The sequence below is a fragment of the Collinsella aerofaciens genome (assembly GCF_020709435.1).
Taxonomy (GTDB): domain Bacteria; phylum Actinomycetota; class Coriobacteriia; order Coriobacteriales; family Coriobacteriaceae; genus Collinsella; species Collinsella aerofaciens_AU.
Window position 1 is genome coordinate 50,965 of sequence record NZ_JAJFDP010000002.1, and the last position, 25,092, is coordinate 76,056.

Genomic DNA, 25,092 nt, shown 5'->3' on the forward strand with positions numbered 1-25,092 from the left:
AAAGGCAAAGAAAAAGCCTCCGTTCCAACATGGGAACGGAGGCTCGATAATCGAGTTTACTCACCAATGTCGCTGGTGGTTTTGCCGTAACTCTCGTACGAAACGAAACTCAGGAGCACAGTGCGGCACTCAAAAGTGCAGGTCAGAACCCTGTCAGCCTACTCCCATTCGATCGTCGCGGGCGGCTTAGACGTGATGTCGTAGCACACGCGGTTGGCGCCGGGGACCTCAGCAACGATGCGGCCGGAGATGCGGGCCAGGACGTCGTAAGGCAGTTTGGCCCAGTCGGCGGTCATGGCATCGCTGGACTCGACGGCACGCAGGATGATCGGGCGCTGGTAGGTGCGCTCGTCACCCATAACGCCGACGGACTTGATGTCGGGCAGAACCGCAAAATACTGCCAGCAGCTGTGCTCGGAGTTACGCTCGCCGGTCTGCTCATACAGGCGCTGGTTGTAGGCGTCGAGCTCCTCGCGCACGATAGCGTCGGCGTTCTTGAGGATCTCGAGCTTCTCCTTGTCGACCGCGCCGATGATGCGGATGGCCAGACCCGGACCCGGGAAAGGCTGACGGAACACGATGTGACCCGGCAGGCCCAGCGCCAGACCAAGTGCACGGACCTCGTCCTTAAAGAAGTGATCGAGCGGCTCAATAAGGTCGAAGTGCACGCCCTCGGGGAACGGGATCAGGTTGTGATGGCTCTTGATGGTGGCCGTCTTGCCGCCCGTCTTGCGAGCGCCGGACTCGATGATGTCGGGGTAGATGGTGCCCTGAGCCAGGTACTTGACCGGCTTGCCATCGGTCTCGAGCTGCTGAGCAACCGCGAAGAACTCTTTCCAGAACTGCGTACCGATGATGCGGCGCTTCTCCTCGGGCTCGGTCACGCCGGCCAGAAGCTCGGCATAGCGGTCCTCGGCGTGGACGTGGATAAAGTCGACGTCAAACTGCTTGGTGAAGACCTCCTCCACCTGCTCGGGCTCGCCCTTGCGCAGCAGACCGTGGTTGATGAACACGCAGGTCATCTGCTTGCCCACGGCGCGAGCGCCCAGCGCAGCCACGACGGAGGAGTCGACGCCACCGGACAGGGCCAGAATCACGCGGTCGTCGCCGACCTTCTCGCGGAACTCGGCCGTCATGGTCTCGACCAGGTTGTCCATACTCCAGTTGGGCTCCAGGCCGCAGATCTCAAACAGGAAGTTGCTCAGCAGCTGCTGACCATACTCGGAGTGCTTGACCTCGGGGTGGAACTGCGTGGTGAAAATCTTGCGCTCGACGCACTCCATGGCAGCAACCGGGCACACGTCAGTGCTGGCGGTAACGGTAAAGCCCTCGGGCACCTCGGAAACGGCGTCGCGGTGGCTCATCCACACGGTCTGCTCCATGGGCGTGGAGTTAAAGAGCTTGGCGCCGGCCGTGCGCGTGATGGTGGCGCGGCCGTACTCGCCCACCTCGGAGTGACCGACCTTGCCGCCGAGCGTCACGGCCGTGATCTGATGGCCGTAGCAAAAGCCCAGGACGGGAAGGCCCAGGTCAAAGATGGCAGGGTCGATGGACGGAGCGTCTTCGGCGTACACGGAGGCCGGGCCGCCAGAAAGGATGAGCGCAGAGGCGTTCATCTCGCGAATCTCGTCGGCCGAGATGTCGCAGGGGACAATCTCGGAATACACGTTGAGGTCGCGGACGCGACGGGCAATGAGCTGACCGTACTGCGCACCAAAGTCGAGTACGAGGACCTTTGCGGAAGCCTTTTGATCCATGGTTTCCCCCTCTTGTTGGCGGGGAGCCGGTGCCCACCCGCGTGAATGAACGAAAATAACCTCCATAGTGTACACGTTATATGGGGTTTCTCGTCCCTCGCAGCCATCAGCGCACGGCAAACGCACGACCTGGGCCCCTATTTGACGGCAATTGAAGTGTTACCAGACGTTACAGATGATGTAATACGTTTGAACATTGAACGCTCTGTGCCACAATACTGCCGAACGACTCCGCCTCTGCGGCGGCAAATACGATAGGAATACCAGCATGAAGCGCATCCTTCTCATCGCCACGGGCGGCACCATCGCATCGACCGAGGACGGCAACGGCCTCTCCCCCGCCCTGACCGGTGAGGAACTCGCCCAGAGCGTCCCCGAGATCTCGGGCCTCTGCGAGCTCGACGTCGTGCAGCCCATGAACATCGACAGCACCAATATGCGCCCGAGCGACTGGATGCGCATCCGCGATGTCATCGTCGAAGGTTATTCCGACCACGACGGCTTCGTGATTCTGCACGGCACCGACACCATGAGCTACACCGCGGCGGCGCTTTCCTATCTGATTCAGGACAGCCCCAAGCCCATCGTGCTCACCGGCTCGCAAAAGCCCATGGGCAACCCCTTTACCGATGCCAAGCTCAACCTGTACCAGAGTCTGCTCTATGCACTCGATGAGCACTCGCACGACGTCTCGATCGTGTTTGGCGGCGTCGCCATTGCCGGCACGCGCGCCCGCAAGCAGCGCACCATGAGCTTTAACGCGTTCATTAGCGTCAACTATCCGCCCATCGCCTATATCCGCAACGGCCGCATCGTGCGCAACGGGCTTCACGGTACGCATCAGGGCGAAAACCCGGTGCATTTCTACGACAGCATCGACCCGCGCGTATTTGTACTCAAGCTTACGCCCGGCGTAAACCCGGGCATCCTCGACGCCCTAGCCGATAGCTACGACGCCGTGATTCTAGAGACCTTTGGCATTGGCGGTATCCCCGAGTTTGGTGAGTCGGGCGAGTCGTTCCAAGAGGCAATTTTCCGCTGGGTCGATTCGGGCCGCACCGTCGTTATGACCACGCAGGTCCCCGAAGAGGGCCTCGATCTGGGCGTTTATGAGGTTGGCCGTGCTTACGCCGATCATCCGGGCATTCTGCGCGGCGATGACATGACCACCGAGACGCTCGTGGCCAAAACCATGTGGGCGCTCGGCCAGTCACGCGATGCGGCTGAGATTCAGCGTCTGTTCTACAGCCAAGTCAACCACGACCGCATCCCGATGGCGTAATTCAGCTGTCGGCGGGTATCCCCTATTAGATACCCTCAAGAAGCTCTGACACCGTCATACCGAGTGCGGGTGCGATCTTAAATAGAACCTTGAGCGTGATATTTGCCGTCCCATCTTCGATTCGGTCGAGGTAGGGTCGGCTGATTCCTGTCGCCACACAAAAATCAACCTTGGAGATACCAAGGTCTCTGCGTGTCTCTTCGACCCGCCTACCAAGAATCTGTTTCGCACGTTCGTCCATGCAGCCGAGTTTGAAATGGAGCCGAACATAAACGTAAACTATAGTTTACGTTTTGCCGAATACACAGGAGTTTTCTATGTCGGGTTCTTCGGTCCGCATGTACCGAGCCACGCCTCGCACAAACAGCGCGCCGCCCAAGCTCGTCGTCGTTGAATCAGAATGCCTTTCGCCCGATGAGCGCACAGCATTTGCATTGCTATCAAGTCGCGTCGCCGCCGTTCTGGTCCCTTGCCCGGCGCAAGGTGAACTTGCTATCCAATGCCAGGCGCACAGCTGCTCGCTCAATCAGGCTACCGTGATCGCAACCAGCCAACGCGGTCTGCCCCTTCTCCTGGAAGCCGGTATCGCACTCGCCCTTCGCGGCGCCGGATACGAAAACGAGGCCGCCGCCGACATGGTCTTTAGACCACGATCGAGCGGCGGCCTCGCAGCAGCTATCGAATATGTGTGCAGACTCGTTGCCTAAAAGGACAAGCTAGAAACCAAAGCCAAAGCCCGTTCCGGTAATCGCCGAGTACATAAAGTAAACGTTGATCACGTTGAGGAACACACCCGTGATGCAACCGTTGCGCAGGTAGCGTTCGCACACGATGCGCGCCATGGCGGCGGAGTCATCATTGTTTTTAGCTTGACGTCCCGCCGTAAAGTATGTCGCCACGCTCAGCAGCAGGTTGAGCACCGGCAGCGCCAGCAACTCGTAGCTCTTGCCCCAGCGCGTCACCTCGCCGGCGGCGTTAAACTTCGTTGCCACCTCGGGACCAATGTTGGGGATAACGCACGCTGCGACCACCAGCGGAATCACCGCAAGTACGAGCAGCGCAATACCCATGTAGCCAGCTTTTTTGCCGTATTTAAACATATGCGTCGCCCTTACACGTTAAAGCGGAAGTGCACGACGTCGCCATCGGCCATGACATAGTCCTTGCCCTCAATACGCAGTTTGCCGGCGGCCTTGGCGCCCTGCTCACCGCCGAGCTCGATGTAGTCGTCATAGCCAATGACCTCGGCCTTAATAAAGCCGCGCTCAAAATCGGTGTGGATGACGCCGGCGGCCTGCGGGGCGGTCGCGCCCTGACGAACCGTCCAGGCCTTGACCTCCATCTCGCCGGCCGTAAAGAACGACTGCAGACCGAGCAGCTTATAGGCCGCCTGCGCGAGCACGTCCAGACCGGGCTGTTCCAGGCCCAGGCTCTCCAGGTAGTCGGCGGCGTCCTCGGGATCGAGCTCGGAAAGCTCAGCCTCAATCTTGGCGCAGATGGGCAACGGCTTGACGCCATCGATGGGCGCCAGGTCGTCGTTGAGCATATCCTCGTCCACGTTGGCCACATACAGGATGGGCTTCATGGTGAGCAGGAACAGCCCCTTGGCGGCGGCACGTTCCTCGTCGGTCATCTCCATGGATGCGGCGCGCTTGCCCTCGTTGAGCCAGGCAAGCAGGCGCTTGGCGACCTCGAACTTGGGCATGAGCTCCTTGTCGCGCTTGGCCTCCTTCTCGAGCTTAGGCAGCTGCTTCTCGAGCGTGCCCATGTCGGCCAGGATGAGCTCGGTCATGATGGTGTCGGCATCGCCGGCGGGATCGACGAACTCGCCCGTGCGGCCCACCTCACGCATGACGTTGGGGTCCTTAAAGTAGCGCACGACCTCGCAGATGGCATCGGTCTCGCGAATGTTGGCCAGGAACTGGTTGCCCAGGCCCTCGCCCTCGTTAGCGCCCTTCACCAGACCTGCGATGTCGACGAACTCGACCGTCGCCGGCACAATGCGGCCCGGGTTAACGATGTCGGCAAGCTTTTGCAAGCGGCTATCGGGCACGTCGACGATACCCACGTTGGGGTCGATCGTGGCAAACGGGTAGTTGGCGGCAAGGCCGGTCTTTTTGGTAAGCGCGGTGAACAGCGTCGACTTGCCCACGTTGGGCAGGCCCACGATACCGATGGAAAGGGACACGACAGCTCCTTTTGGTACAGGTACTTCAAACCGTATAAGTATAGCGCCGCCGCAGCATCCGGGCGAATCCGGACACCACGACGGCGCAAATGAAGCAGAGATAGAGCTCGCTGACTAGTCCGCGAGCTTTTCCACCTGGTCGAGCATCTTGTCCAGCTTGGCCTTTGCCTCGGCCTTAACCTTCTCAGCTTCTTCGTGAGCCTTCGCCTTCTGAGCGGCCTTTTCCTCGGCCTCGGGGTCGACAACGACCAGATTGGACGCATCGTGCTCGACCAGCTTGAGCGCATGCTCGGGGCACACCTTGACGCAGGCTCCGCAACCTAGGCAATACGTGGACTCCAGTGCAAAGCGACCGCTTCCCACCAAATCGCAGGCAAACGTGGGGCACACGTTGACGCACTCGCCGCACGACGTGCACTTGTCAAAATCGCATTCCGGTGTGCTCACCTGCATATTCTGGGCAAGCTCGGGGTGGTTCTGCAGCGTCGAGAGCACCAGCTGCCGCCCGTGCGTGAGCGAACGGCGACGCTTGGTCGTCGTGGTGCCGCACATGGTGTTGAGCGTGCGCTCGAGCTGCGTGATCTGGTGACGGTGAGCCTTCAACTTCTGCGTCACCGAGGCCAGCGCCGCCGTCGCCGGATTGAGCTTGGTCACCGTCAGGCCCGTGGTGCGGGCAATCTTATCCATGTACTCCTTGCGCTCGTACTCGCGGCGCTTATGGCATTTGAGGCTCTTGGGGTCGACCTCCAGGCCCATGCCCGTACCCGCCCACTCCTCGGCGGTAGCAATGGCCTCGCCCAGAATGTCCTCGCCACCGGTGTTGCGGCACTTATCGCACACGCCCAGTGGCAGGTAGACGCTCACGTTGGGATAGTCCGCCAGTACCGAGAACCAGGTCTCGGCCGTAATATCGCCCACGCAGGCAACGACGACCTCGTTTTCGCGCGGCATGCGCTTGAGGGCGCGTGTGCAGGTGACGTAGGCGGTCTCGTGGCTCGTAGCAGCGGAGACGATATCGTCATACAGGTTTTTAGGCGCCAGGCGCGGCGAGATGATCGCCTCGGTCGGACAGGCAGCGGCGCACAGGCCGCACTTGCGACAGGAGTCGAGGATCTCGATGGCGTCTTCCTCGACCTCGATAGCGTTGACCGGGCACACGTCCATGCACGCGGTGCAACCGCTCTTTTCGTTTTTGCAGGTCAGGCACGGAATGGTGTTGCCGCGCGGGCGCTCCTTGTAGTCGGCAGGATTCCACTGCGGCGCCGACGGATCGAGTGCATCGGTCACGCCGCCAAGCGGGTTTTTAAGAAAGTCGAAACCCTTGCTGATCTCGATAATGTCATCAAACAGATCGTGTTCCTGCGCCATGCGCGGCCCCTCCCTGAGCAGTGCAAACAAGCAAGAGATAATGATACGCTATCGGCCCACGCCTCGGGCAAATTACACGCGGCTCATCTTTGCGGCAAATAGTCCATGGCCTATCGCTGCCTCGATTGCACAAGGTCAATCAAGCGCCAAGCTATGCCTCGCACATGAGCTGCACGAGCTTTTGTTTGGTCACCTTGGTCTGCTCGTTGGCCATGTTGCGTTCGTTTCTAAAGGCCGCATCTGCAACGCTCATCAGGTCGGCATCGGAAATCGCACTGCACGGACCGTCCATCGACGCCGCTGTGGGGCATACGCACAACGGCAACTCGGCATAAAACGCAACGGCCTTGGCGATATCGAGCATTTTGCCGCCGCCAATACCCACTACCATGTCGCAATACTCGGCCTGGGCTTCCTTAGCCATTTCGACAACGGCCTCTTCCGTACACGGACCGTCATAAATCTTAAAGAACGGCTCACTCAGATCGTCGTCCAGAAATCCATCGACGATCTGCCTGCACAGCCGATCCTCGGTGCCCTGGTCAAACAAGACATAGGCAGCGCAGCCCAACCATGACAAATACCTGCCCTGACGCGAGAGTTCGCCCGGCCCCTGAACATACCGGCCGGGACCGCCATAAACCATGGGAAGTGCCATGCGAGAATCCGCCCTTCATCAAACAACGATTGGTGCAAAGTAACCTGACCCCTTTGCGCCATAGCAAAAAGGGGCAAAGCCATCTGTCGGCTTTGCCCCTTCCTTACCTAAGTTTACTCATCCATAAGGTAGTAGTGACCCAGTGCGTCGGCACCCAGGATGGCGTTGGCGACCATCTCGGGCGTCACCTCAAACGGCATGTTGCACATGGTGTCATCGGGCGCGCAGGCGGCCTCGGCAACAATCATGGCCTGCTCGCGCGTAAGCTCGGCAACGCCAAGTTCCTTCATCGTGACCGGCAGACCCAGCTCAATGCAGAAGCCCAAGACTTCCTCGAGCTTCTCGGTCGGAGCATCCTCGAGTACCAGCTGGACGATGGTGCCGAAGGCGACCTTCTCGCCGTGATACATGCCGTGGCACTCGGGCAGCATCGTCAGGCCATTGTGGATGGCATGAGCAGCAGCAAGGCCCGAGCTCTCAAAGCCAATACCCGAAAGCAGCGTATTGGCCTCGATGATATGCTCGACGGCAGGCGTGAGCGCGCCCTTCTCCAGCGCGACCTTGGCCTTGACGCCATCGGCCATAAGCGTCTCGTAGCAGAGCTTGGCGAGCGCCAGGCCGGCCATGCCGCCCTTGCCGCCAGCGCAGGTGCCGCCGTCGGCATCGTGCGTCGCCTGGGCCTCGAAATAGGTTGCGAGCGCATCGCCCATACCGGAAACCGTCAGGCGCACCGGGCTCGCCGCGATAACCATCGTATCCATCAGGACAATGTTGGGGTTTGCCTTAAGGAAGAGATATTTATCGAACTGGCCGTCATCGGTGTAGAGCACCGAAAGTGCCGAGCACGGTGCATCGGTCGAAGCGATGGTGGGGCAAATGATAACCGGGGATTCCAGGTAATAGGCAACGGCCTTCGCGGTGTCGAGGATCTTGCCGCCACCGACGCCGACGATGATGTCGCAACCGTTGTCTCGGGCGAGCGCAACCAGGCGATCGACCTCGCCCTTGGAGCACTCGCCGTTAAAGTCCTCAAACAGCAGCTCGGCCTTAGCCTCGACAAAGCCGCCCTCGATCTTGGCACCGACGCGCTTCTTGCCCGAAGGCGTCACGATGACGAGGGCCTTAGCGCCGAGCGGCTCGACATAGGAGCCGAGCTTGGCGAGCTCGTCCGGACCCTGGATGTACTTGCTGGGGCTATTGAAAATTGCAGCCATAACTATCCCATTCTCTAAAAGAAAAAAGAAAGGGGCTCCGTACAGATACGTGCGGAGCCCCTCGTTACGATAACAAGAGTCGATTAGAAATCGATGTCGGTGTCGTAGTAGCAGGCCTTGAGGATCTTCTCGAAGTCGGCAGCCTTGGTCTCACGCGGGTTCTCCGGCGTGCAGGCGTCGGTCTCGGCGTTCGCGGCGATCTCGGGCAGCTTGGCGAGGAACTCCTCCTCGGAAACCATCTGCGGGTTCTCGGCGTCGACCTTCACGCCACCATTCGCGTAATCCTTGATGGACTGCGGAATGTTGAGCTGGTCGTTGAGGTCGCGGATCTTCTGGACGAGCGCAGCGATGAGCTCCTCGTTGGTCTTGCCGGGAAGGTGCAGGATCTCCTTGGCCACGTAAGCGTAACGCTCGGCAGCACGCGGGTCCTTGGAGTTCCACTGGATGACCTTGCCCAGGTACATGGCGTTAGCAGCACCGTGGATGATGTGGCCGTTCTCGAAGGCAGCACCGGTCTTGTGAGCCATGGAGTGAACAATGCCCAGCAGGCCCGAGGAGAAGGCGATACCGGCGATGCACTGAGCCTCGTGCATGTGCTGACGGGCCTCATGGTCGCCAGCATAGGACTTGGGCAGCCACTCGACGATCTCGCGGATGCCGTGCAGAGCGTTGGCGTCGGTGAACATAGAGGCGCAGGTGGAAACGTAGGCCTCCATGCAGTGGGTCAGAGCATCCATGCCGGTGTGAGCGCACAGCTTGGCGGGCATGGTGTAGGTGAGCTCGGGGTCGACGATGGCGACATCAGGGGTGATGTTGAAGTCGGCCAGCGGGTACTTGATGCCCTTGGCGTAGTCGGTAATGACGGAGAACGCGGTGACCTCGGTAGCGGTGCCGGAGGTAGAGGAAATGGCGCAGAAGTGAGCCTTCTGACGCAGCTCGGGGAAGCTGAACGGCTGGATAATGTTATCGAAGGACTCCTCGGGATACTCGTAGAAGACCCACATGGCCTTAGCAGCATCGATGGGCGAACCGCCGCCGATAGCAACGATCCAGTCGGGCTCGAAGTCGCGCATAGCGGCTGCGCCCTTCATGACGGTCTCGATGGAGGGATCGGACTCGACGCCCTCGAACAGCTTGACCTCCATGCCGGCCTCTTTGAGGTCGGCCTCAACGTCCTGCAGGAACCCGCCGCGGCGCATAGAGCTGCCGCCAGAAACGATGATGGCCTTCTTACCCTTGAGGTTCTTCACCTCGTGGCGAGCGCCCTCACCAAAGTACAGATCGCGAGGATTGGTAAAACGTCCCATACTGTGCCTCCTAAACAAGCCCCTCTTAGACTTGCGTATATAACGGAGCACCCAATTGGCTCCGTTAGGACCGGTTTGCGCGTTGCCGGCGATGACAATGCGCGATGTCTAAACGTCTCAACGCTCAGACAAACACTATTTTACCGTTCTGGTTGGTCAGTTATTCACCTAAAGCCGCCAATGATGAAACGTTTTTTCTATCCCTGAAGACCCTTGTGCGGCATTCATACTCCCAAGCTGGGCAAACGTTTTATCAAGGTTGACTACATATCCCGGGCAGGACCGTGCCCCTCCAAAATATGCACCGTTCGCCGCCAAAAATCGACCGTTTGCGGCACCGTGATACCACTCGGTCGTCCAAGGTGCCGACATTTGTGCGACATCCGTCTTCGTGGTGCAAAGGTGCAAGTCCAAGTGCGGCACCCCCGTTGTGCCACATGCGGGTAAACTAGAATTTTATATAGAAACATTTGAACCCTAACCGCAGCAAAGGAGGCCCCATGGCATTCGATCCCATTCAAGAGGATTGCCATCGCCTCGTTCTTGAGGCCTTGCGCCGTGACAATATCCCGCTCACCGACGGTGCCGCCGTAGAGCGTCTGATGGAACAATTCACCCGCAACCCCGCACCGCTCATCGTGCACGACCGCGACCGCGCCGGGCACCTCATTGCCAAGGTGGTCGAGGCTGTCGACTACCGCATTCCCTTTATCCCTGACGATACCCAGGCAGAGCAAGAAGAGGCCACTGCCGAGAACATGCTTCGCGAGGCAACCGAGCTCGATCCGGCCAACTGGGACGCTCAGCGCATGCTGACCGCCCTCACCGCCAACTCCAACGAGGAGTACGTACAGTATCTGGTGTCCAAGTGCGACGAGGTGGAGCACGACCTGGCACTCAAGACCGCCTCGGCGCAGGACCCCTACGAGCGTGAGGCCGCAGGCGACCTTATGCGCCGCCCCTACCTGCGCTGGCTTGCCGCCCTTGCGTCACGCGCGCTCATTAGCGGCCGCTATCGCATGTCGCTCGAAGCCGCAAACCGCAGCCTCGACTTTGCGCCCAACGACCCCGCTGGTGTCCGCCACACCGCGATGCTCGCCATGGCAAAGCTCGAATACCCCGCCGAGGAGCTCAAGCGCTTTCGCTCTGCCCACTCCGTCCCCTATCTCGCCAACACGCCGCTGCGCCGTCGTCCCAAGGATGCGGAGCGCGACTTGGACCCGTGGACGCTCATCGCGCTGATGAGCGCTGCCTGGCGCGAGCTGGACTACGAGGGCGCCGAGCACTATTTGCGCATCCTCGCACGCTCGTGCCCGCACGCGGCCGAGGCGCTCTACTTCCAAACCGAGTTTCCCGATGGCGTCTATGCCCGCGTCAACGTGGGTGTGGGCTCCACCGACGAGCTTGTCCTCGCGCTGTCCGAGGCGACGCCGGTACTGCAGGAGGGCCTGGGCGCCCCCGACAACGCCAGCTTTGCTGCCTGGGTCGCCACCAACGATATCCTGCGTTCCCAAATCGATGAGCGCATACTGCGGGCGGCCGAGCAGGGTTTGCCGTTTAAGGGAGGAGACCTCTAATGGATCCGAGCGTCTACATCCCCGCCTACCTGGAACGCACCTATCTGGCGTCGCACCCCGAACTCACCGATGCAGCACGCGAGCTTGTCCATAACGACATCAGCGCAAACCCTCACAAGTATGCGCAGACCGAGCATGCCCAAGCGCTGCTGTCCTATGCCGGCGTTCATCGTCACTTGCTTGACGAGCTTCGTCGCATCGAAGACATGGGCAGCGACGAGGAGTTTGAGCAGACGCGCAATCGTCTGTTCGACGATATGCGCGATGAGCTGCTCAAGATTGTTCGCGTCGATGCGCATGTCCTCGACGCCCAGTTGCTCGCCATCATCCTGGCGGACACGCCCGTCGATGCCTGCCTGGGCGACTTGATGAAGCTCGAGACGAGTACGGCCGACTACCTGCAACAGAGCGTGCCCGGGTTTGATATGGAGGCCCCGCACTACTGGGCTAATAATGTTTTGGCCGACGGTGTCACCGCAGCAGACCTTACCGTGAGCGAGCCGGCGCTTATTGGCTGGCTTCACACGCTCGAGGCCATCTCGCAGCTGTGCATGGCGAGCGCTCGTTACCGTGCTGCCGCCAACTATTCTCGCCGCGTCCTTAAGGCAGAAGGCTATCCCACCCGAGCTGCCGGCACCGTCCTGCTCGCCCTCGCCCGCTTGGAAGACCAGGACGGCTTTTTTGCCCTGGCTCACCAGCTCGAGGAGCAGGTGGGAGCTGATGCACTCGAGAACTCCCCCTGGTACCTGCTCGCCCGCACGATTTTGCTGTTCAAAACAAACAAGATGCGTCCGGCGACACGCGCGCTGCGCGAGTTTGCCAACCGCTGCGAGGGCGGCGCGTTCTTCTTGCTGAACCCCATGTACCAGACGCCGTATCTTCCCTGCCGACCCGAGCCGCACGACCCGTGGGATCTTTCGCACCAGGCCGTTTGGGAGGCCGACGGCATTATCTCGGATACTCCCGACTTTGCCCCCTGGGCCAACGCTTGTGAAGACGTATCGCAGCTTGCCCAGGAATTTGCGCGCCGTTACGGCTTTTAACGGCGCAAACGCCACGACCATGTCATTCACGTTAGGAACGGCTTCATGAACTTCCGCTCATCTCTCGCCTGCACCTCGAGCGATATCGCCCGCTGGGGGCTGCGCTCCGTCCTTAAGCGCCAGGGCGGCGTACTCCCCGGCCGCATCGCCATGAAGATCAACCCCGAGCTGCTGAGCGACCTCGCGGGCCTTGTCGACCGCAGCGTGGTGATCACCGGCACCAACGGTAAGACCACCACCTCCAACCTCATCGCCGACGCCGTTGCCGCCAGCGGCGCCACCGTGGTATGCAACCGCGCCGGCAACAATATGGAGCCGGGCGTGGTGGGCGCGCTGCTCGAGGCCCGCGGCGGCCTTAAGCACACCAGCAGCGGCAAGCGCGTGGGCGTTTTTGAGTGCGACGAGCTCTACACGGTGCGCGTCCTGCCCAAGCTCAAGCCGACCTACTTTGTGCTGCTCAACCTGTTCCGCGACCAGCTGGATCGCTACGGCGAGATCGACCACACCCAAGACGTCATCGCCCACGCGCTGGAGCTTTCGCCGGCAACGACGCTCATCTATAACGCCGATGATCCGCTGTGCGCCTCGATCGCCGCGCGCGTTCCCAATGCAAGCATCGCCTTTGGCATCGACGGTGCCACGGGCACCGAGTCCGACCGCATTAGCGACTCGCGTTTTTGCTCACAGTGCAACGCACCGTTGGAGTACGACTATGTGCAGTACGGACAGCTTGGCGCATACCATTGCCCCTCGTGCGGCTGGACCCGCCCTGGGCTTGTCCGTCGCGTGACGAGCGTGGAGCTCGGCTGCGACGGCTACGGCTTTGACCTGGTCTTTGGATCTACGCCCGACGCGGCTGCCGTGCACATCGCCACACGCTACAACGGCCTGTATATGGTCTACAACGTAGCCGCAGCCTTCTTCGCCGCCCACGAGCTGGGCGTAGACACCGCACGCCTGCAGCCCACGCTCGACGCCTACGTGCCAGCAGGTGGTCGCATGGGCCGTTGGAATATCGCCGGTCGAACCGTCGAGGCAAACCTGGCCAAAAATCCCGTGGGCTTCGATCGACAAATCCAGTCCATCAAGACGGCAGGCGGCAGACTCTGCGCGTTCTTCCTCAACGACAACGACGCCGACGGCCACGATGTCTCGTGGATCTACGACGTCGACTTTGAGCGCATCGCCGATACAACGGGGCTTGTCGCCTTTGCCGGCGGCACGCGCGCGCACGACATGCAGGTGCGCCTCAAGTACGCCGGCATCGATGCCGCGATTATCTCGAATATCGAGCAGGCGATCGGTGCCGTTGCGGATGAAGCCGCCGGCGACACTTTCTATGCCGTCGCCAACTACACGGCCTTTCCGCCGCTGGTCAAGGAGCTCGACGAGCTTAAAGGCACCGATGCGGCTACGGTTGCCGCCCACGCTGCAACGTGCGCCGATGGCAGTGCCGTCCCCGTCGGCGTCGCGCCGACCGAGCTTTCGCGCCCCCTGCGCATCGTCTATCTGTACCCCGATGCCCTCAACCTCTACGGCGACGGCGGCAATGTCATCGCCCTCGAGCGCCGCTGCGCCTGGCGCGGCATCCCCGTTCGCGTGGACGAGGTCCGCATGGGCGAGGCGCTCGATCTCACCGACGCCGATATCGTCATGATGGGCGGCGGCTCCGATCGCGACCAGCTGGCCGTGGCGCACGAGCTGCTCGCTCAAAAAGACAAGGTTGCGGCCTATGTTGAGGACGGCGGCTCGTTGCTTGCTATCTGCGGCAGCTATCAGCTGCTCGGCCGTTCGTACTACATGGGTGAAGATCGCATCGAGGGCTTGGGCGTCATTGCCGCCGAAACTGTACGCGGCTCCGACCGACTGATCGGCAACGTCGCCGTCAAGACCGACCTGGCACCCGAGCCCTTTGTAGGATTCGAGAACCACGGCGGCCGCACTCTGCTCGACGCAGATGCCACGCCACTCGGAACGTCCGTCGTCACGGGCACCGGCAACAACGGCGAAGACGGCTTTGAGGGCCTGATCTACAAGGGCGTCATCGGCACGTACCTGCACGGACCGGCGCTACCCAAGAATCCCGAACTCGCCGACTGGCTCATTACCCACGCCCTCGAGCGCCGCGGCGATGCGCAGGCCACAGCCCTGCTGCCGCTCAAGTCCCTCGACGACACCTACGAACACGCCGCCCACGACGCCGCCATGAAGCTGCTCCCCTAGCACCTCACCACCACAAAGGGACAGGCACCTTTGTGGTGGTTTTCCAGTTTGCCAACGATATACGCGCCGGCAAAAAAGTCTGCTATACTCTTTCCCGCTGTCCCCATCGTCTAGCGGCCAAGGACGCCACCCTTTCAAGGTGGATATCGCGGGTTCGAATCCCGCTGGGGGCACCAACCCGAAAATGTGCGAACCCGTGCGATGCTTAGTCGTGCGGGTTCGTTGCGTTCGTCGTCGCAGTAGAGCGTGGCCACGCACTCCTCCGGCGTCACCATCACCTGATAGACAAACGAATCGAGGACGGCCGCGTCGTCCATCCCGCCGCCGCACTGGAGGAAGTCCGCGAACTCCTCTGGGTCGATGCGCGCCTCGTCATAGGAGGCCAGATCGCGCTCGGCGCGGGCCTTCTGGGCCTGAAGCTGGGCTATGCGGTCGGTGAACTCGGGCATCACGATACCCTGTTCAATCGCGGCCATGATGTTTTGGAGGCCGTTCTCGGCCTTGCGCTTCGAGGCCATGGCCCGCCTGCGCGCGTCGGCTATCTCCGGCTCCGGCTCGTCCCAGAGCATGTGGGATATGCGGAGGGCCGTCTCGCGGTCGCGCAGCATCCCCCTGATGGCCTCGGCCAGCTCGTGCTCGAGCCAGTCGCGCCGGACGGGCTTGGCACCGCAGCGGCAGCCGTAATACTCGTACTTGACGTTCTTCTTGCCACGGCCAGACGTCCCGGCCATGTTGTGGCCGCACTCCGAGCAGATCGCCCTGCCGGACAGCGCGAACGTGCCCCAGTCCTCCGAGGCCCGGCGCTTCTTCGGCTTCACCTCCTGGGCCATCGCAAAGGTCGCCTTGTCGATAATCTGGGGCATGCCGCCGTCCACCTCTATGCCTCCCCACGAGTAGAAGCCCGTGTACTTCCTGTTGTGGAGCATCTGGTACACCATCGAGTAGCCGCACGGCCTGCCCGTCCTAGTGGTCACGCCGCGCCGCGCGAAGTCGCTGGCGATGGAGTCGACCGGCTCGTGGTCGCAGGAGCGCCGGAACGCCTCGCGCACTATCGCGGCCTCGTCCTCGTTCACCACGTACTCGTCGTCGTCATTCCGGCCGTAACCGTAGACGCGCACGCCGTTGGTCTTGCACTTGAGGGCGTTGCCCTCCATCCCGCGCCGCGTCCTCATGGAGGTCTTGACCGATTCCACGGCCGCGAGGCCCTCGTAAATCTTCTCGATCAGGATGCGCTCGGGGCCGTCCGGCATGGCCTCCATGGCCGACACGACCTCGACGCCCTTCCTGCGCAGCTCATGCTTGTATGCGGGGGCGTCGTACTCGTCGCGCGAGAAGCGGTCCATCATGTACACGAGCACGATGTCCGATTCCCCCGCGTTGGCTATCATCTTCTGGAACTGGGGGCGGTCGTCGCTGCGGCCGCTCATGGCGTAGTCGGAGTACTCCCCTACGATGGCGTAGCCCTCGCGCGCGCACCAGTCGCGGCAGACGCGCAGCTGGTCGTCAATCGAGGCCTCGCGCTGCTTCGAGCACGAGAAGCGGGCGTATATGACGGCGGTCTTTATATCTTCTGGCATAATCTAGGATGCCCTCCAAACGGGCGGCTATCTGGTAAACCCCGCAGCAGCGTTGGCGCGCTTCGACCTGCGGGGTTTCACTTTGCCGCTACCAGACCTGGGCGTATACCTCGAACGAGGAGTGCTCGGGCATGTTGAAGCAGGAAATCTCGAACGGCTCGGACTCGCCCTTGGACGGGGTATCGACGAACGTCGTGTTTCCGTAGTTAATGGCCCCGGAGGCGTCGCGAGCAATCACGGAGACGGCGACCTGGCTGTACTGTTTCTTGTCCAGATCGTAGTTGGCGGTCAACTCGCCTGTGTACGAGACGCCGCCGTACGAGTCAGGTACTTCAGCCGTGTTCGATACGGTAAAGACGTCTTCGTCCAGCGTCTGGCTGTCTACCCAGCTCGGCTCATTCGCCTTAAACTCGACCGTTGCGGGAGCGGTGCCGTTTCCCGCCTGGAAACCGTAGTGTACGGTCTCACCGGGGAGGACGACGAACAGGGTCTGCTTGTCGGAGAAGACGATGGAGCCGTCCTCGGCCTTGCCAGTTATCGTCACCGTAGGCATCTGGGCCTCGACGTCCTTGTTGGTGTTCTTCAGCGCGAAGCCGTAGTAGACCCATCCGTCGCCGACCACCGACCAGCCGGACTCGGTAATCTCCAATGGTTTCGGTTCGCTCCGATTCTCGACCTCCTTGGACTCGCCAGACGATTGCTGACCGGAACCGGCTTGTTGCCCGCCGGAGCATCCGACAAGCGGCGCTAACGAAGCCGTGGCCATAGCGGCCAGGAACGTTCTGCGGGTAATCATGGGTTACTCCTTCCCCTGCGCCGCCCGCAGCTCGCGGGCGACAGCCAATAAGACATGCTTGTGCGGCGACGTAAGGTCGCGGTACGTGTCGACGAGATCGCGCTCATCGTTTGAGATTGGTGCCAAATCACCGCTCTCGCCGTAGAAGTCAGCTATGTCGACATCGAACAGTCGGCAGAGCCTGATCATGGTGTCGGCGTCTGGCTGGCCGCGCCCGACCTCCCATGCGCTAACTGTCTTACCGCTCTTACCTATGGCATTGCCTATGTCTTCAACACTTAGGTCCTTCTCCAGGCGGAACTTCTTGATGTTATCCGCGATGCAGCGCCTTACAGGCTCCATGACTCCTCCTAACGTCGCTATCTGAAGTATAGGGCATGTGTAGTCAAAAAACTACGTTTTGTAGGAAATAATTCTATATACAGGCTAGACTTCCTACATTTTTGCGGTAGTATTCAGGTCGTACCTACAAAACCTAGGAGAGGAGAACAGATGAAGGCATACGAGGTTATTGGCGCAGCCGTCCAGGAGCGCGGCATCCCGTGCACCGAGCTGGCGCGCCGCACGAACATCAACGCCGAGCTTCTGCGCCGCAGCCTGAACGGCGAGCGCAAGATCGCCGCAGACGAGTTCGTATCGCTTTGCGCAGAGCTCGACCTGACGCTCGACGACTTCAAGGCGGTGGCGTAATGCCCCGCAACCAAAGGCTCGACATCATGCGCCGGAAGTTGCAGCGCCGCTTCAAGTCCTGGAAGGGACGCCGGGCGTAATGACGTGGACGAGCAGCGAAGTCCGCTACCTCGAGGAGCACGCCGGGGACGGGGCCGTGGCCATAGCCGAGGCCCTCGGCAAGACGGTGAGGGCGGTGGAGGTCCAGGCGTCCAAATACGGACTCTCACTCCGCAGGCGCTGGATATGCCCGCGTTGCGGGCGGCAGACCTTCAAGCCGCTTTCCAGCCGGACCGGGTGGTGCGTCTCCTGCACAAGGGAGCAGCGCGCCTCCGAGATCGCCGAGCAGGTGCGGGCGATGGAGGAGGAGGTGAAGAGGGAGGACCGCGTGAACAAGGAGCGGCAGCGGCTCTACAGCCGCAAATACCGCGCAAAACGTCAAATCGACGAGAAGTTTTCGAGAAGCGACAACCAAGGAACGGAGGAAGAATGACCCCTCAAAACAGATACGCGGGCACCCCCAGCAACCACACCAAGAGCGCCCGCACGTCCAACAGGACTCCCCGCATCGTAGCACGCGAGGGCTACCGCCTGCCAGCGCAGGAGCGGGCCGACAGGCAGAGGGATGCCTTCAGGGCCGGGCTTCTGGTCGGCATCACCGTGACGGCGCTCGCCATGTGCGCGCTGCTGTGGCTCTGGATTATCCCGACCATGGACGGCGCGGTGCACAGCGCGCAGGTCGCATACGAGGCGGTGGGCGTCCATGCGTAACGACGAGCGCTACAACCCCAAGCCCCAGAGCGGCAAGCTCGAGATATTCGGCCTCGGGGCCAAGGGCGAGGCGGACGCGGAGGACGCGCGCCGCTGGATTGACGAGAACCCCGGCGCATGGAACTACATGGTCGAGAACGCCGTGAGGCTCTCCAAGAAGGGCTACGTGAGCGCCAACTACCTCGTCAACATGGTCCGAAACGAGCTGCACGTGGGCGTGCGCAACGGCCTCGCGCCGTCATTCGCCCGAATCATGGAGGCGCGCTACCCCAGCCTCAAGGACGCCTTCAACAAGCACCGCAGCCAGTCCGACGGGTTTACGGCATGAGCTGGGTCAGGCACAGGGAGCGCTCCATGACCTTCCAGCTCGAGCTGGAGAAGATCGTGGGCAAGGAGCGCCACCGGACCGACCCGCGAACCGGACGCAACTACACCCCGAAGCAGACGAGGCTCGCCGAGGAGGCCGTACGCAAGGCCTACAGGGCCGAGCACGAGGACCACGGGGACTTCGACGGAATCGTGACCGTCGCCATCGAGACCTTCAGGCCACTGGCCAAGAGCAACCCGAAGTACTGGGTGGGCCGCGCCGACCTCGGCAAGCCCGACTGGGACAACATCGGCAAGCTCATATGCGACGCGCTCAACGGCGTCGCGTACACGGACGACGCCCACGTGGTGATGGGTGGCGTCCAGAAGGGATGCCGCACGCCATACGGCACGCCGCCGCTGGCAAAGGTGTGCATCACCCACTTCACCGAGGAATACATAAAGGAGAAAAAGAAATGAACGACAAGTACTTCGACGGCAACCTCTTCGAGGAACTCCCGGCGGACCACTTCCACAAGAAGGTGCTCGATCACGCCACCTGCATCGCGGCCAACCTCATGTTCGATGCGGCCCACCCCGACCACACCGGCGGCGTGAAGAGCGCCAACGCCTACCACATGATGATCGCGCTGTGCGAGGCCGGGCTCGCGAAGCTCGACGAGAAGGACGTGGCCGAGAGCCGCGAGCTCGTCGCCAAGGTGCTCACGCCCATCACCAAGGAGAACGAGCGCGAGATGTGCCGCGAGTTCATGGCCGCCATCTTCGGCATCAAATAGGAGGCATCTATGGAACCCATGGAGATCAGGGCCAACTTCAAGCAGGCGACGGTCAAGGGCGGCACGGCCGTGCTGCAGCTCGAGATTCTGACGAGCGACGCCAACGCCTTCCCCATCCTCAAGCTCTCCGGCAAGCCCGTCGTCCTGACGGTGGCCGACATCCAGGACGAGCTGCCGCTCGACTACGACGAGGAGGACGAGGGCGAGCCGCTCCCGTTCGACCGACCGGCGAACGTGGACGCTGATACGGGAGAGGTCTACGAGGTAATCACGGACGAGGCGCGAATGATTGGAGACGGTGAGTAATGGAGTACACGCAGGACGAGAGGCTGGCCGTGCTCACGGCCATGCAGAAGCAGATCGAGCCCGCGCTCGACGAGGCCAAGGCCATCGCGCGGCAGGAGATCATGGAGGGCTTCGCCGAGACCCACACCGACCGCCGCGCCATCATCGTCGGCGACGAGAAGGTCGGCGAGATCGGCATCAGCTACAGCAAGGCGGCCCCGGTAATCCTCAAGGAGCGCATGGACGAGGCCGTTGCCTTCCTCGACTCCATCGGCATGGTGGACATCGTGCCCAAGAAGGGCTGGGAGGCCCACTTCGCCAAGGCCGGGGACAAGGTCGTGTGCACCGACACGGGCGAAATGGTCGACTGGGCCATGTGGTGCCCCAAGTCGCCCAAGACCGCAGCGGTGCGCGGCTGCGCCCCCGAGGACGTCATGCAGGCGCTCGGCCCGCGCGTCGAGGGAATGAGCGCGGCCGCCCTGCTCGGGGACGGTGAGCTGTGATGGCCCAGACGGTGAAACCGGATACGTTTGACCCGTCCGCGCTGTTCACCCAGCTGCTCGCGGAGGCGCAGGCCGAGATGGCCAACCCGCCGAAGAGCAAGACGGGGCAGAAGGGATACCAGACCTACTCGTACTCCCCGCTGGACTTGGTTCTGAACATCATCAGGCCGCCGCTGAACAAGCGCGGAATCTTCTTCTACCAGCGCTCCGAGGTCGCCGCCAACGGCGCGGGCATGCTCCTGAACACCGTCGTGGCCTACGGGGACGAGGAGCGCGTGCTCGACGTGAAGCCCTACGAGTACGCCAGCGACCCGCAGGAGTTCGGCAAGCGCGAGACCTACGCCCGCCGCTACTCCGCGCTCATGGCCTTCGGCCTCGTGGGCGAGGAGGACACCGACGGCGACACAGGCCCCAAGGAGACGAAGGAGAAGGCCCCGACGAAGCCGTGCCCGAGCAAGCGCAAGGTGATGCTAGCCAAGATAGCGAAGCTCAAGGCCGAGTGCATGCAGAACGGCGTCAAGGAGGAGGGCCTCCGCGCGTACGAGGAGGCCAACTTCGGCACCGACGACACGACCAAGCTCACCGACAGGCAGCTCGAGGAGCTCGGCAAGCATCTGGCCCAGATGGCCAGGGACAGTAAGGAGATTGACTAGTGAGCAGCGGAATCAACACGGTCACCATCAGCGGCAACCTCGGGCGCGACCCCGAGCTGCGGGCCACGCAGACGGGCACGCAGGTGCTCCGGTTCTCGGTGTGCGTCAACGAGCGCCGCAAGGTCGGCGACGAGTGGCAGGACGTGCCCAACTGGGTCGACGTCACCGTTTTCGGCAAGCGCGCCGAGGCGCTCAACCGCTACCTGTCCAAGGGCACGCACGTTTGCGTCCAGGGCAGGCTGCGCCAGAGCAAGTGGGAGAAGGACGGCCAGAAGCACAGCCGCCTCGAGGTGATCGCGGACAACGTCACGTTCTCCGGCGGGGCCAAGCGAGACGACGTGCCCGACGAGGTCTACGACGACGATTGCCCGTTCTAAGGAGTGAAGATGGAGCAGTATTCGATTCTCGACCTCGCTCTCGAGGTCTACATCCCGGGGGCCACCGGCTACGGTTGCCCCGAGGGCCGGTGCGTCTACACGGTCACCAACGGCCAGGCGCTCCTAGTCGAGGCCAAGGTCAAGCGCTCGCGCGGCAACGACGCAGCGCCGAAGGTCAACAAGAAGCGCCTGCAGCGCGTGGCCATGTGCTTCGCCGCCGACCATCCCGAGGTCGAGGCCATCAGCTTCGACGTGCTCGAGGTGATCGTGGGCAGCGAGGCAACCCTGACCTTCAACGCGGCCAAGGCCGCCTTCACCTGGGAGCGCTGACATGGAGGAGGCCCAATTCAAGTGGCTTCCCAAGTTCACCGCAGCCTGCGCCAAGGCACCGGAGGAGCAGCGCGGAAAGCTCCTCTGGGCCTTGGCCCAGTACGGCACCTACGGCATCGAGCCGGAGCTGGAATGGCCGCTCGATGCCATCTTCGCCAGCGTCCGCGAGGACATCGACTACTCGAAACGGTGCATCGCGGCAGGCAAAACGGGTGGACGAGGTAACAGAAAGCCCCCTTTAGACGGTGCTAAACCCCCCTTTAGCGAAACCGAAACCCCAAACGACGAGCCTGAAGGAAACGACGAACCCCTTTCGGTAGAGCAAAAGGGTGACGGGTACAGCGCCGAAGCCAAAGCAAAGCAAGGCAAGGCAAAGCAAGGCAAGGCAGTTAGTAAGAGATTCGTCAAACCCGCGCTCGCGGAAGTCGAGGAGTACGTCTCGGCCAAGGGCTACACGTTCAACCCCGAGGCGTTCTGGAGCTACTACGAGGCAGTCGGGTGGAAGGTCGGCAGCAAGCCGATGAAGAACTGGAAGGCCGCGTGCTCCACGTGGCAGCAGCGCGAGGCGAAGAAGGAGGTCGGCCATGATGCGTACTCAAATCTCTAACGTGCTCATGCCCGACGGGGCGCGCGAGCAGATCGCCGCAATCATGCGCTCCCGCCTCCGCAAGGCCGGGCTGCGCGGCCCCTACGCCGAGGCCGACTGCGACCTCGGCAAGCGCATGGCCAAGCTCACCGGGAAGGGCGAGGGCGCATACCTCTGGGGCGAGCCGGGCACGGGCAAGACCTACGCCGCCGCCTGCGCCGTCCGCATGGCCGTGCTGGACGGGACGAGCGCCAAGCTGGTCACCACGAGCCGCCTACTCGACGACATCCGCTCCGAGTACGACGGCGGCGAGCGCGGGGCGCTCCGCAGGGCCGAGCGGTACAGGCTCCTCGCCCTGGACGACCTCGGGGCCGAGCGCCCGACCGAGTGGGCCATCGAGACGCTGACGCGCCTCATCGACACCCGCGTGGCCGAGGGCCTGCCCACCATCGTCACGAGCAACTACCGCATCGGCCAGATCAGGGACCTCTGGGGAGGCATGGCGGGCAAGCGCGTGGCATCGCGCCTCGCCGGTGCGTGCAGGCCCATCGAGGTCAAGGGGCAGGACAGGAGGCTCGGATGATAGTTAGCGCATCGCAGCTCCGTGGAGTCCCGAAGGACCGCGCGGAGCTCTACGGAAAGCCCCACGTCGGCGCGCGCTACGTGGGCAACCGCTACGAGCTGACCGCCGAGCGCTGCGGAATCTGCGGGCGGCAGGCCACGAACTGCCACCACATCGTGCCGAGGCGCTGCGGTGACTTCGCCCTCGTCACACCCAGGGGCACGTGGCGGCTCCGCTCGCCGCTGATCGCCCTGTGCGGGAGCGGCACCACGGGATGCCACGACGGGTTCCACGGCGGGGCGAGATACAGGCCCGAGTGGGTGTGGGACGAGCCGGAGTTCGAGGAGGCGTGGTGGGACGGCACGCTGCTGTGCGAGCACGAGCCGCACGACCCCGCGCTCTACGCCTACGGACACTGGGCGATAACCGATACCAAGACGGGACGAACCATCGAGATAACGGAGGGTTAGACATGGAAATCACCAACTGCGAGCAGTACGTGCTCGCCGAGCTGGACTACGAGCAACGCCGCAACGAGCGCCTCGTGGCCGAAAACAACAAGCTGGCCAAGCAGCTCTACGCCATGACCAAGAGGGCCAAGAGCTACAAGGAGACCATCGACCGCCCCAAGACGCCCATCGAGGCGCTCGCGGACACGGTCATGCGCGAGGAGATGCTGACCCGCTTCTCCTATGCCGAGGTCACGGACGTCAAGGGCGCGTTCAGCGGCAAGCTGCTCGACTTCGACGAGTGGTGCCATCAGGCGGTGCGCTTGAAGCCGCTGCCGGACGACATCAGCGAGGAGACGCTCATCCGATTCATGCGCGACGACCTCAAGGCCATCTATGACGAGCAGGTGGCCAAATGTACCGAGTAGAGGCGGTCGTGTTCGACAAGAGCGACGGCGGCAGGCCGATGCCGTCGAGCGGCTCCTTCTACGACGTCTGCGCCGGGAGCTTCGAGAAGTGCATGGAGTTCATCCGCGCCAACGCCGTGACCCCGCCGGACTGCATGCCGACCTTCTACCGCATCGCCCGTGATGAATAGGGCGTGCGTGGGGCAGACGGTCCTCGACCTCTTCCCCGCGCCTCCGCGCGACCACGTCGAGGACACGCTCACGTGGATGTGCGACGTGCACGGGTGCATCAGGGGCGAGATAGAGGGCGATGTCCGCGAGCTGTACCGGGACTTCGGCACCGTGGAGGCGTTCGACCGCTGCAAGGCGCTGGTCCACTTCCATGACGGGAAGAGGTGCCACGAGCCGCTCCTATGCACCAGCCCACGGCAGATAGGCGTGTCCGACCCTGATGTGAAGGTCCACACGGTGTGGGACCGCTGCTGGGCGGCGACCCACGGCCTGCCGATGGGGCAGGTGTTCAGATTGAGAAGTTGGGACTATGGCCACAAGAGGCCGGGGAGCTGGATGGAATGAGGAGACCGACCGGGGAGGACGCCATAAGGGCCGCAGCGCTGCTGTTGAGCATCCCGCTGCTTTTGGCGTGCCTCCCGCTCATCGCATACGACTGGATTAAGGAGAGGAAGAAATGAACGAGATCACCACGGAGGAGCGCCTCCGCATCGTCGAGGAGCTGAACCGCACGGCCAACGACAGCCTGGGCGGCGAGAGCCTCCAGCGCGCGCTGGCCAGAATCACCGGGGCGGAGGACACGAGCTGGCGCGGGGTCATGCGCCGCGTGGCCGAGCTGGCGTACCGCCCGACGACGCAGGTGCAGGTGGCCCCAGACGGTCGATACCACTGCTTCGCCTGCGGCCACGACGGCAGGACCGAACCCACGGGCGGCCTGAACTACTGCGAGCAGTGCGGGGCGGAGGTGACCAACTGATGGATAGGCCCGACATCTACACGGACGGGGTGAGGCCGGAGCGCTGCGCCAACTGCGACCATGCCAGGACGACCGTGTTCCGCAGCGTCTACGGGACCGAGCGCATCGAGTACGAGTGCATGCGCAGGCCCGAGTTCATCCACCGCACCCAGGGCGAGGCGCGCTGCGACTACTGGGCCGACGCGAGCTACGAGACCGGGGAGGACTGATGGCAATTATCGAAATGCCCAAGGGCGTGAACCCATTCACGCTCCCCGAGTATGCAACGCCCAACGAATGGGCCAAGGCTTTCAACGTGAGCCTGAGGACCGTCTACAGGATGTGCAAGGACGGGGAGCTAATGACCGTGAGGACGCCCGGCAGCATCCGTATCTGCCGCGACATGTCCTTTGTACTGCTGGGGCTAGATAGGTGATAGC

36 protein-coding genes and 1 tRNA gene are annotated in these 25,092 nt (G+C 62.4%); 26 read left to right on the forward strand and 11 right to left on the reverse strand.

Going from position 1 to position 25,092, the window contains the following annotated elements; translation table 11 throughout:
- Positions 1-158 precede the first annotated feature (158 nt).
- Positions 159-1,757 (reverse strand): glutamine-hydrolyzing GMP synthase, encoded by a 1,599-nt coding sequence (guaA, locus tag LK493_RS01855; protein WP_055309954.1) that lies wholly within the window; start codon positions 1,755-1,757, stop codon positions 159-161.
- 268 nt (positions 1,758-2,025) lie between these two features.
- Between guaA and LK493_RS01860 the strand changes: the two genes are divergently transcribed.
- Positions 2,026-3,039 carry an asparaginase gene (locus LK493_RS01860; protein WP_227789915.1) on the forward strand — a complete coding sequence of 338 codons (1,014 nt, stop codon included), beginning with the start codon at positions 2,026-2,028 and terminating at the stop codon, positions 3,037-3,039.
- 25 nt (positions 3,040-3,064) lie between these two features.
- Here the strand turns inward: LK493_RS01860 and LK493_RS10335 are convergent, their stop codons facing one another.
- On the reverse strand, positions 3,065-3,280 hold the full coding sequence (locus LK493_RS10335) for a helix-turn-helix domain-containing protein (RefSeq protein ID WP_227789916.1): 216 nt from the start codon (positions 3,278-3,280) through the stop codon (positions 3,065-3,067).
- 76 nt (positions 3,281-3,356) lie between these two features.
- Here LK493_RS10335 and LK493_RS01870 point away from each other — a divergent pair, with 76 nt between their 5' ends.
- The gene (locus tag LK493_RS01870) at positions 3,357-3,746 is read left to right on the forward strand and encodes a hypothetical protein (RefSeq protein WP_227789917.1); all 390 of its coding nucleotides are present in this window, start codon (positions 3,357-3,359) and stop codon (positions 3,744-3,746) included.
- 9 nt (positions 3,747-3,755) lie between these two features.
- On the opposite strand, the gene LK493_RS01875 is transcribed toward LK493_RS01870, so the two are convergent.
- The 6 genes from LK493_RS01875 to LK493_RS01900 all read right to left on the reverse strand — a co-directional run bounded on the left by LK493_RS01875 (position 3,756) and on the right by LK493_RS01900 (position 9,774).
- Positions 3,756-4,139 (reverse strand): DUF1648 domain-containing protein, encoded by a 384-nt coding sequence (locus tag LK493_RS01875; protein WP_089572786.1) that lies wholly within the window; start codon positions 4,137-4,139, stop codon positions 3,756-3,758.
- An 11-nt stretch (positions 4,140-4,150) separates the two neighbouring features.
- Positions 4,151-5,227: a redox-regulated ATPase YchF gene (ychF, locus tag LK493_RS01880; RefSeq protein ID WP_035136922.1), complete on the reverse strand. Its 1,077-nt coding sequence runs from the start codon at positions 5,225-5,227 to the stop codon at positions 4,151-4,153.
- A 114-nt stretch (positions 5,228-5,341) separates the two neighbouring features.
- The gene (locus tag LK493_RS01885) at positions 5,342-6,595 is read right to left on the reverse strand and encodes a 4Fe-4S binding protein (protein ID WP_195361398.1); all 1,254 of its coding nucleotides are present in this window, start codon (positions 6,593-6,595) and stop codon (positions 5,342-5,344) included.
- Between the two features lie 151 nt (positions 6,596-6,746).
- The gene (locus LK493_RS01890) at positions 6,747-7,253 is read right to left on the reverse strand and encodes an iron-containing alcohol dehydrogenase (protein WP_227789918.1); all 507 of its coding nucleotides are present in this window, start codon (positions 7,251-7,253) and stop codon (positions 6,747-6,749) included.
- Between the two features lie 113 nt (positions 7,254-7,366).
- Positions 7,367-8,467, reverse strand: a complete 1,101-nt coding sequence (locus tag LK493_RS01895; RefSeq protein WP_227789919.1) for a glycerol dehydrogenase — start codon at positions 8,465-8,467, stop codon at positions 7,367-7,369.
- Positions 8,468-8,550: 83 nt separating this feature from the next.
- Positions 8,551-9,774, reverse strand: a complete 1,224-nt coding sequence (locus LK493_RS01900; protein ID WP_227789920.1) for an iron-containing alcohol dehydrogenase — start codon at positions 9,772-9,774, stop codon at positions 8,551-8,553.
- 500 nt (positions 9,775-10,274) lie between these two features.
- Between LK493_RS01900 and LK493_RS01905 the strand changes: the two genes are divergently transcribed.
- The 4 genes from LK493_RS01905 to LK493_RS01920 all read left to right on the forward strand — a co-directional run bounded on the left by LK493_RS01905 (position 10,275) and on the right by LK493_RS01920 (position 14,793).
- On the forward strand, positions 10,275-11,351 hold the full coding sequence (locus LK493_RS01905; protein ID WP_227789921.1) for a tetratricopeptide repeat protein: 1,077 nt from the start codon (positions 10,275-10,277) through the stop codon (positions 11,349-11,351).
- On the forward strand, positions 11,351-12,394 hold the full coding sequence (locus LK493_RS01910; RefSeq protein ID WP_227789922.1) for a hypothetical protein: 1,044 nt from the start codon (positions 11,351-11,353) through the stop codon (positions 12,392-12,394). Before LK493_RS01905 ends, LK493_RS01910 begins: the two co-directional genes overlap by 1 nt.
- Before the next feature lie 45 nt (positions 12,395-12,439).
- A complete protein-coding gene (locus LK493_RS01915; RefSeq protein ID WP_227789923.1) occupies positions 12,440-14,617 on the forward strand; it encodes a MurT ligase domain-containing protein in 2,178 nt (725 codons plus the stop codon).
- Between the two features lie 99 nt (positions 14,618-14,716).
- Positions 14,717-14,793: transfer RNA gene (locus tag LK493_RS01920), tRNA-Glu, on the forward strand.
- On the opposite strand, the gene LK493_RS10340 is transcribed toward LK493_RS01920, so the two are convergent.
- The 3 genes from LK493_RS10340 to LK493_RS01935 form a co-directional block, all read right to left on the reverse strand.
- Complete coding sequence (locus LK493_RS10340) at positions 14,752-16,194, reverse strand: recombinase family protein (protein ID WP_227790054.1); 1,443 nt, start codon at positions 16,192-16,194, stop codon at positions 14,752-14,754. The two genes, LK493_RS01920 and LK493_RS10340, sit on opposite strands and share 42 nt — an antisense overlap.
- Before the next feature lie 88 nt (positions 16,195-16,282).
- The gene (locus LK493_RS01930) at positions 16,283-16,990 is read right to left on the reverse strand and encodes a hypothetical protein (protein WP_117800534.1); all 708 of its coding nucleotides are present in this window, start codon (positions 16,988-16,990) and stop codon (positions 16,283-16,285) included.
- Positions 16,991-16,993: 3 nt separating this feature from the next.
- Entirely contained in the window at positions 16,994-17,332 is a 339-nt protein-coding gene (locus LK493_RS01935) for a helix-turn-helix domain-containing protein (RefSeq protein ID WP_227789924.1), read from the reverse strand.
- Between the two features lie 150 nt (positions 17,333-17,482).
- Here LK493_RS01935 and LK493_RS01940 point away from each other — a divergent pair, with 150 nt between their 5' ends.
- The 20 genes from LK493_RS01940 to LK493_RS02035 all read left to right on the forward strand — a co-directional run bounded on the left by LK493_RS01940 (position 17,483) and on the right by LK493_RS02035 (position 25,088).
- Positions 17,483-17,680: a helix-turn-helix domain-containing protein gene (locus LK493_RS01940; RefSeq protein ID WP_227789925.1), complete on the forward strand. Its 198-nt coding sequence runs from the start codon at positions 17,483-17,485 to the stop codon at positions 17,678-17,680.
- Positions 17,681-17,759: 79 nt separating this feature from the next.
- A complete protein-coding gene (locus LK493_RS01945; RefSeq protein ID WP_227789926.1) occupies positions 17,760-18,152 on the forward strand; it encodes a hypothetical protein in 393 nt (130 codons plus the stop codon).
- The gene (locus LK493_RS01950; protein ID WP_227789927.1) at positions 18,149-18,430 is read left to right on the forward strand and encodes a hypothetical protein; all 282 of its coding nucleotides are present in this window, start codon (positions 18,149-18,151) and stop codon (positions 18,428-18,430) included. The genes LK493_RS01945 and LK493_RS01950 overlap by 4 nt, the downstream gene beginning before the upstream one ends.
- On the forward strand, positions 18,423-18,758 hold the full coding sequence (locus LK493_RS01955) for a hypothetical protein (RefSeq protein ID WP_227789928.1): 336 nt from the start codon (positions 18,423-18,425) through the stop codon (positions 18,756-18,758). The genes LK493_RS01950 and LK493_RS01955 overlap by 8 nt, the downstream gene beginning before the upstream one ends.
- A 26-nt stretch (positions 18,759-18,784) precedes the next feature.
- On the forward strand, positions 18,785-19,216 hold the full coding sequence (locus tag LK493_RS01960) for a RusA family crossover junction endodeoxyribonuclease (protein WP_227789929.1): 432 nt from the start codon (positions 18,785-18,787) through the stop codon (positions 19,214-19,216).
- On the forward strand, positions 19,213-19,533 hold the full coding sequence (locus LK493_RS01965) for a hypothetical protein (RefSeq protein ID WP_227789930.1): 321 nt from the start codon (positions 19,213-19,215) through the stop codon (positions 19,531-19,533). The genes LK493_RS01960 and LK493_RS01965 overlap by 4 nt, the downstream gene beginning before the upstream one ends.
- Positions 19,534-19,542: 9 nt before the next feature.
- The gene (locus LK493_RS01970) at positions 19,543-19,839 is read left to right on the forward strand and encodes a hypothetical protein (protein WP_227789931.1); all 297 of its coding nucleotides are present in this window, start codon (positions 19,543-19,545) and stop codon (positions 19,837-19,839) included.
- Positions 19,839-20,321 carry a hypothetical protein gene (locus tag LK493_RS01975; RefSeq protein ID WP_227789932.1) on the forward strand — a complete coding sequence of 161 codons (483 nt, stop codon included), beginning with the start codon at positions 19,839-19,841 and terminating at the stop codon, positions 20,319-20,321. The genes LK493_RS01970 and LK493_RS01975 overlap by 1 nt, the downstream gene beginning before the upstream one ends.
- Positions 20,322-20,332: 11 nt before the next feature.
- A complete protein-coding gene (locus tag LK493_RS01980) occupies positions 20,333-20,974 on the forward strand; it encodes an ERF family protein (protein ID WP_227789933.1) in 642 nt (213 codons plus the stop codon).
- Entirely contained in the window at positions 20,974-21,351 is a 378-nt protein-coding gene (locus tag LK493_RS01985) for a single-stranded DNA-binding protein (protein ID WP_321573258.1), read from the forward strand. The genes LK493_RS01980 and LK493_RS01985 overlap by 1 nt, the downstream gene beginning before the upstream one ends.
- Before the next feature lie 9 nt (positions 21,352-21,360).
- Entirely contained in the window at positions 21,361-21,681 is a 321-nt protein-coding gene (locus LK493_RS01990; protein ID WP_227789934.1) for a hypothetical protein, read from the forward strand.
- 1 nt (position 21,682) lies between these two features.
- Positions 21,683-22,288 carry a DUF6291 domain-containing protein gene (locus tag LK493_RS01995; RefSeq protein WP_227789935.1) on the forward strand — a complete coding sequence of 202 codons (606 nt, stop codon included), beginning with the start codon at positions 21,683-21,685 and terminating at the stop codon, positions 22,286-22,288.
- Positions 22,266-22,850 carry an ATP-binding protein gene (locus tag LK493_RS02000; protein ID WP_227789936.1) on the forward strand — a complete coding sequence of 195 codons (585 nt, stop codon included), beginning with the start codon at positions 22,266-22,268 and terminating at the stop codon, positions 22,848-22,850. Before LK493_RS01995 ends, LK493_RS02000 begins: the two co-directional genes overlap by 23 nt.
- Positions 22,847-23,299, forward strand: a complete 453-nt coding sequence (locus LK493_RS02005; RefSeq protein WP_227789937.1) for a hypothetical protein — start codon at positions 22,847-22,849, stop codon at positions 23,297-23,299. The genes LK493_RS02000 and LK493_RS02005 overlap by 4 nt, the downstream gene beginning before the upstream one ends.
- Positions 23,300-23,301: 2 nt before the next feature.
- Positions 23,302-23,706: a hypothetical protein gene (locus tag LK493_RS02010; RefSeq protein WP_227789938.1), complete on the forward strand. Its 405-nt coding sequence runs from the start codon at positions 23,302-23,304 to the stop codon at positions 23,704-23,706.
- Positions 23,694-23,876, forward strand: coding sequence for a hypothetical protein (locus LK493_RS02015; protein ID WP_227789939.1), 183 nt, complete (start codon positions 23,694-23,696; stop codon positions 23,874-23,876). The genes LK493_RS02010 and LK493_RS02015 overlap by 13 nt, the downstream gene beginning before the upstream one ends.
- Positions 23,877-23,883: 7 nt before the next feature.
- Complete coding sequence (locus tag LK493_RS02020) at positions 23,884-24,261, forward strand: hypothetical protein (protein WP_227789940.1); 378 nt, start codon at positions 23,884-23,886, stop codon at positions 24,259-24,261.
- A gap of 112 nt (positions 24,262-24,373) precedes the next feature.
- Complete coding sequence (locus tag LK493_RS02025) at positions 24,374-24,673, forward strand: hypothetical protein (protein WP_227789941.1); 300 nt, start codon at positions 24,374-24,376, stop codon at positions 24,671-24,673.
- A complete protein-coding gene (locus LK493_RS02030) occupies positions 24,673-24,882 on the forward strand; it encodes a hypothetical protein (protein WP_227789942.1) in 210 nt (69 codons plus the stop codon). Before LK493_RS02025 ends, LK493_RS02030 begins: the two co-directional genes overlap by 1 nt.
- Positions 24,882-25,088, forward strand: coding sequence for a helix-turn-helix domain-containing protein (locus LK493_RS02035; protein ID WP_227789943.1), 207 nt, complete (start codon positions 24,882-24,884; stop codon positions 25,086-25,088). Before LK493_RS02030 ends, LK493_RS02035 begins: the two co-directional genes overlap by 1 nt.
- Positions 25,089-25,092 lie beyond the last annotated feature (4 nt).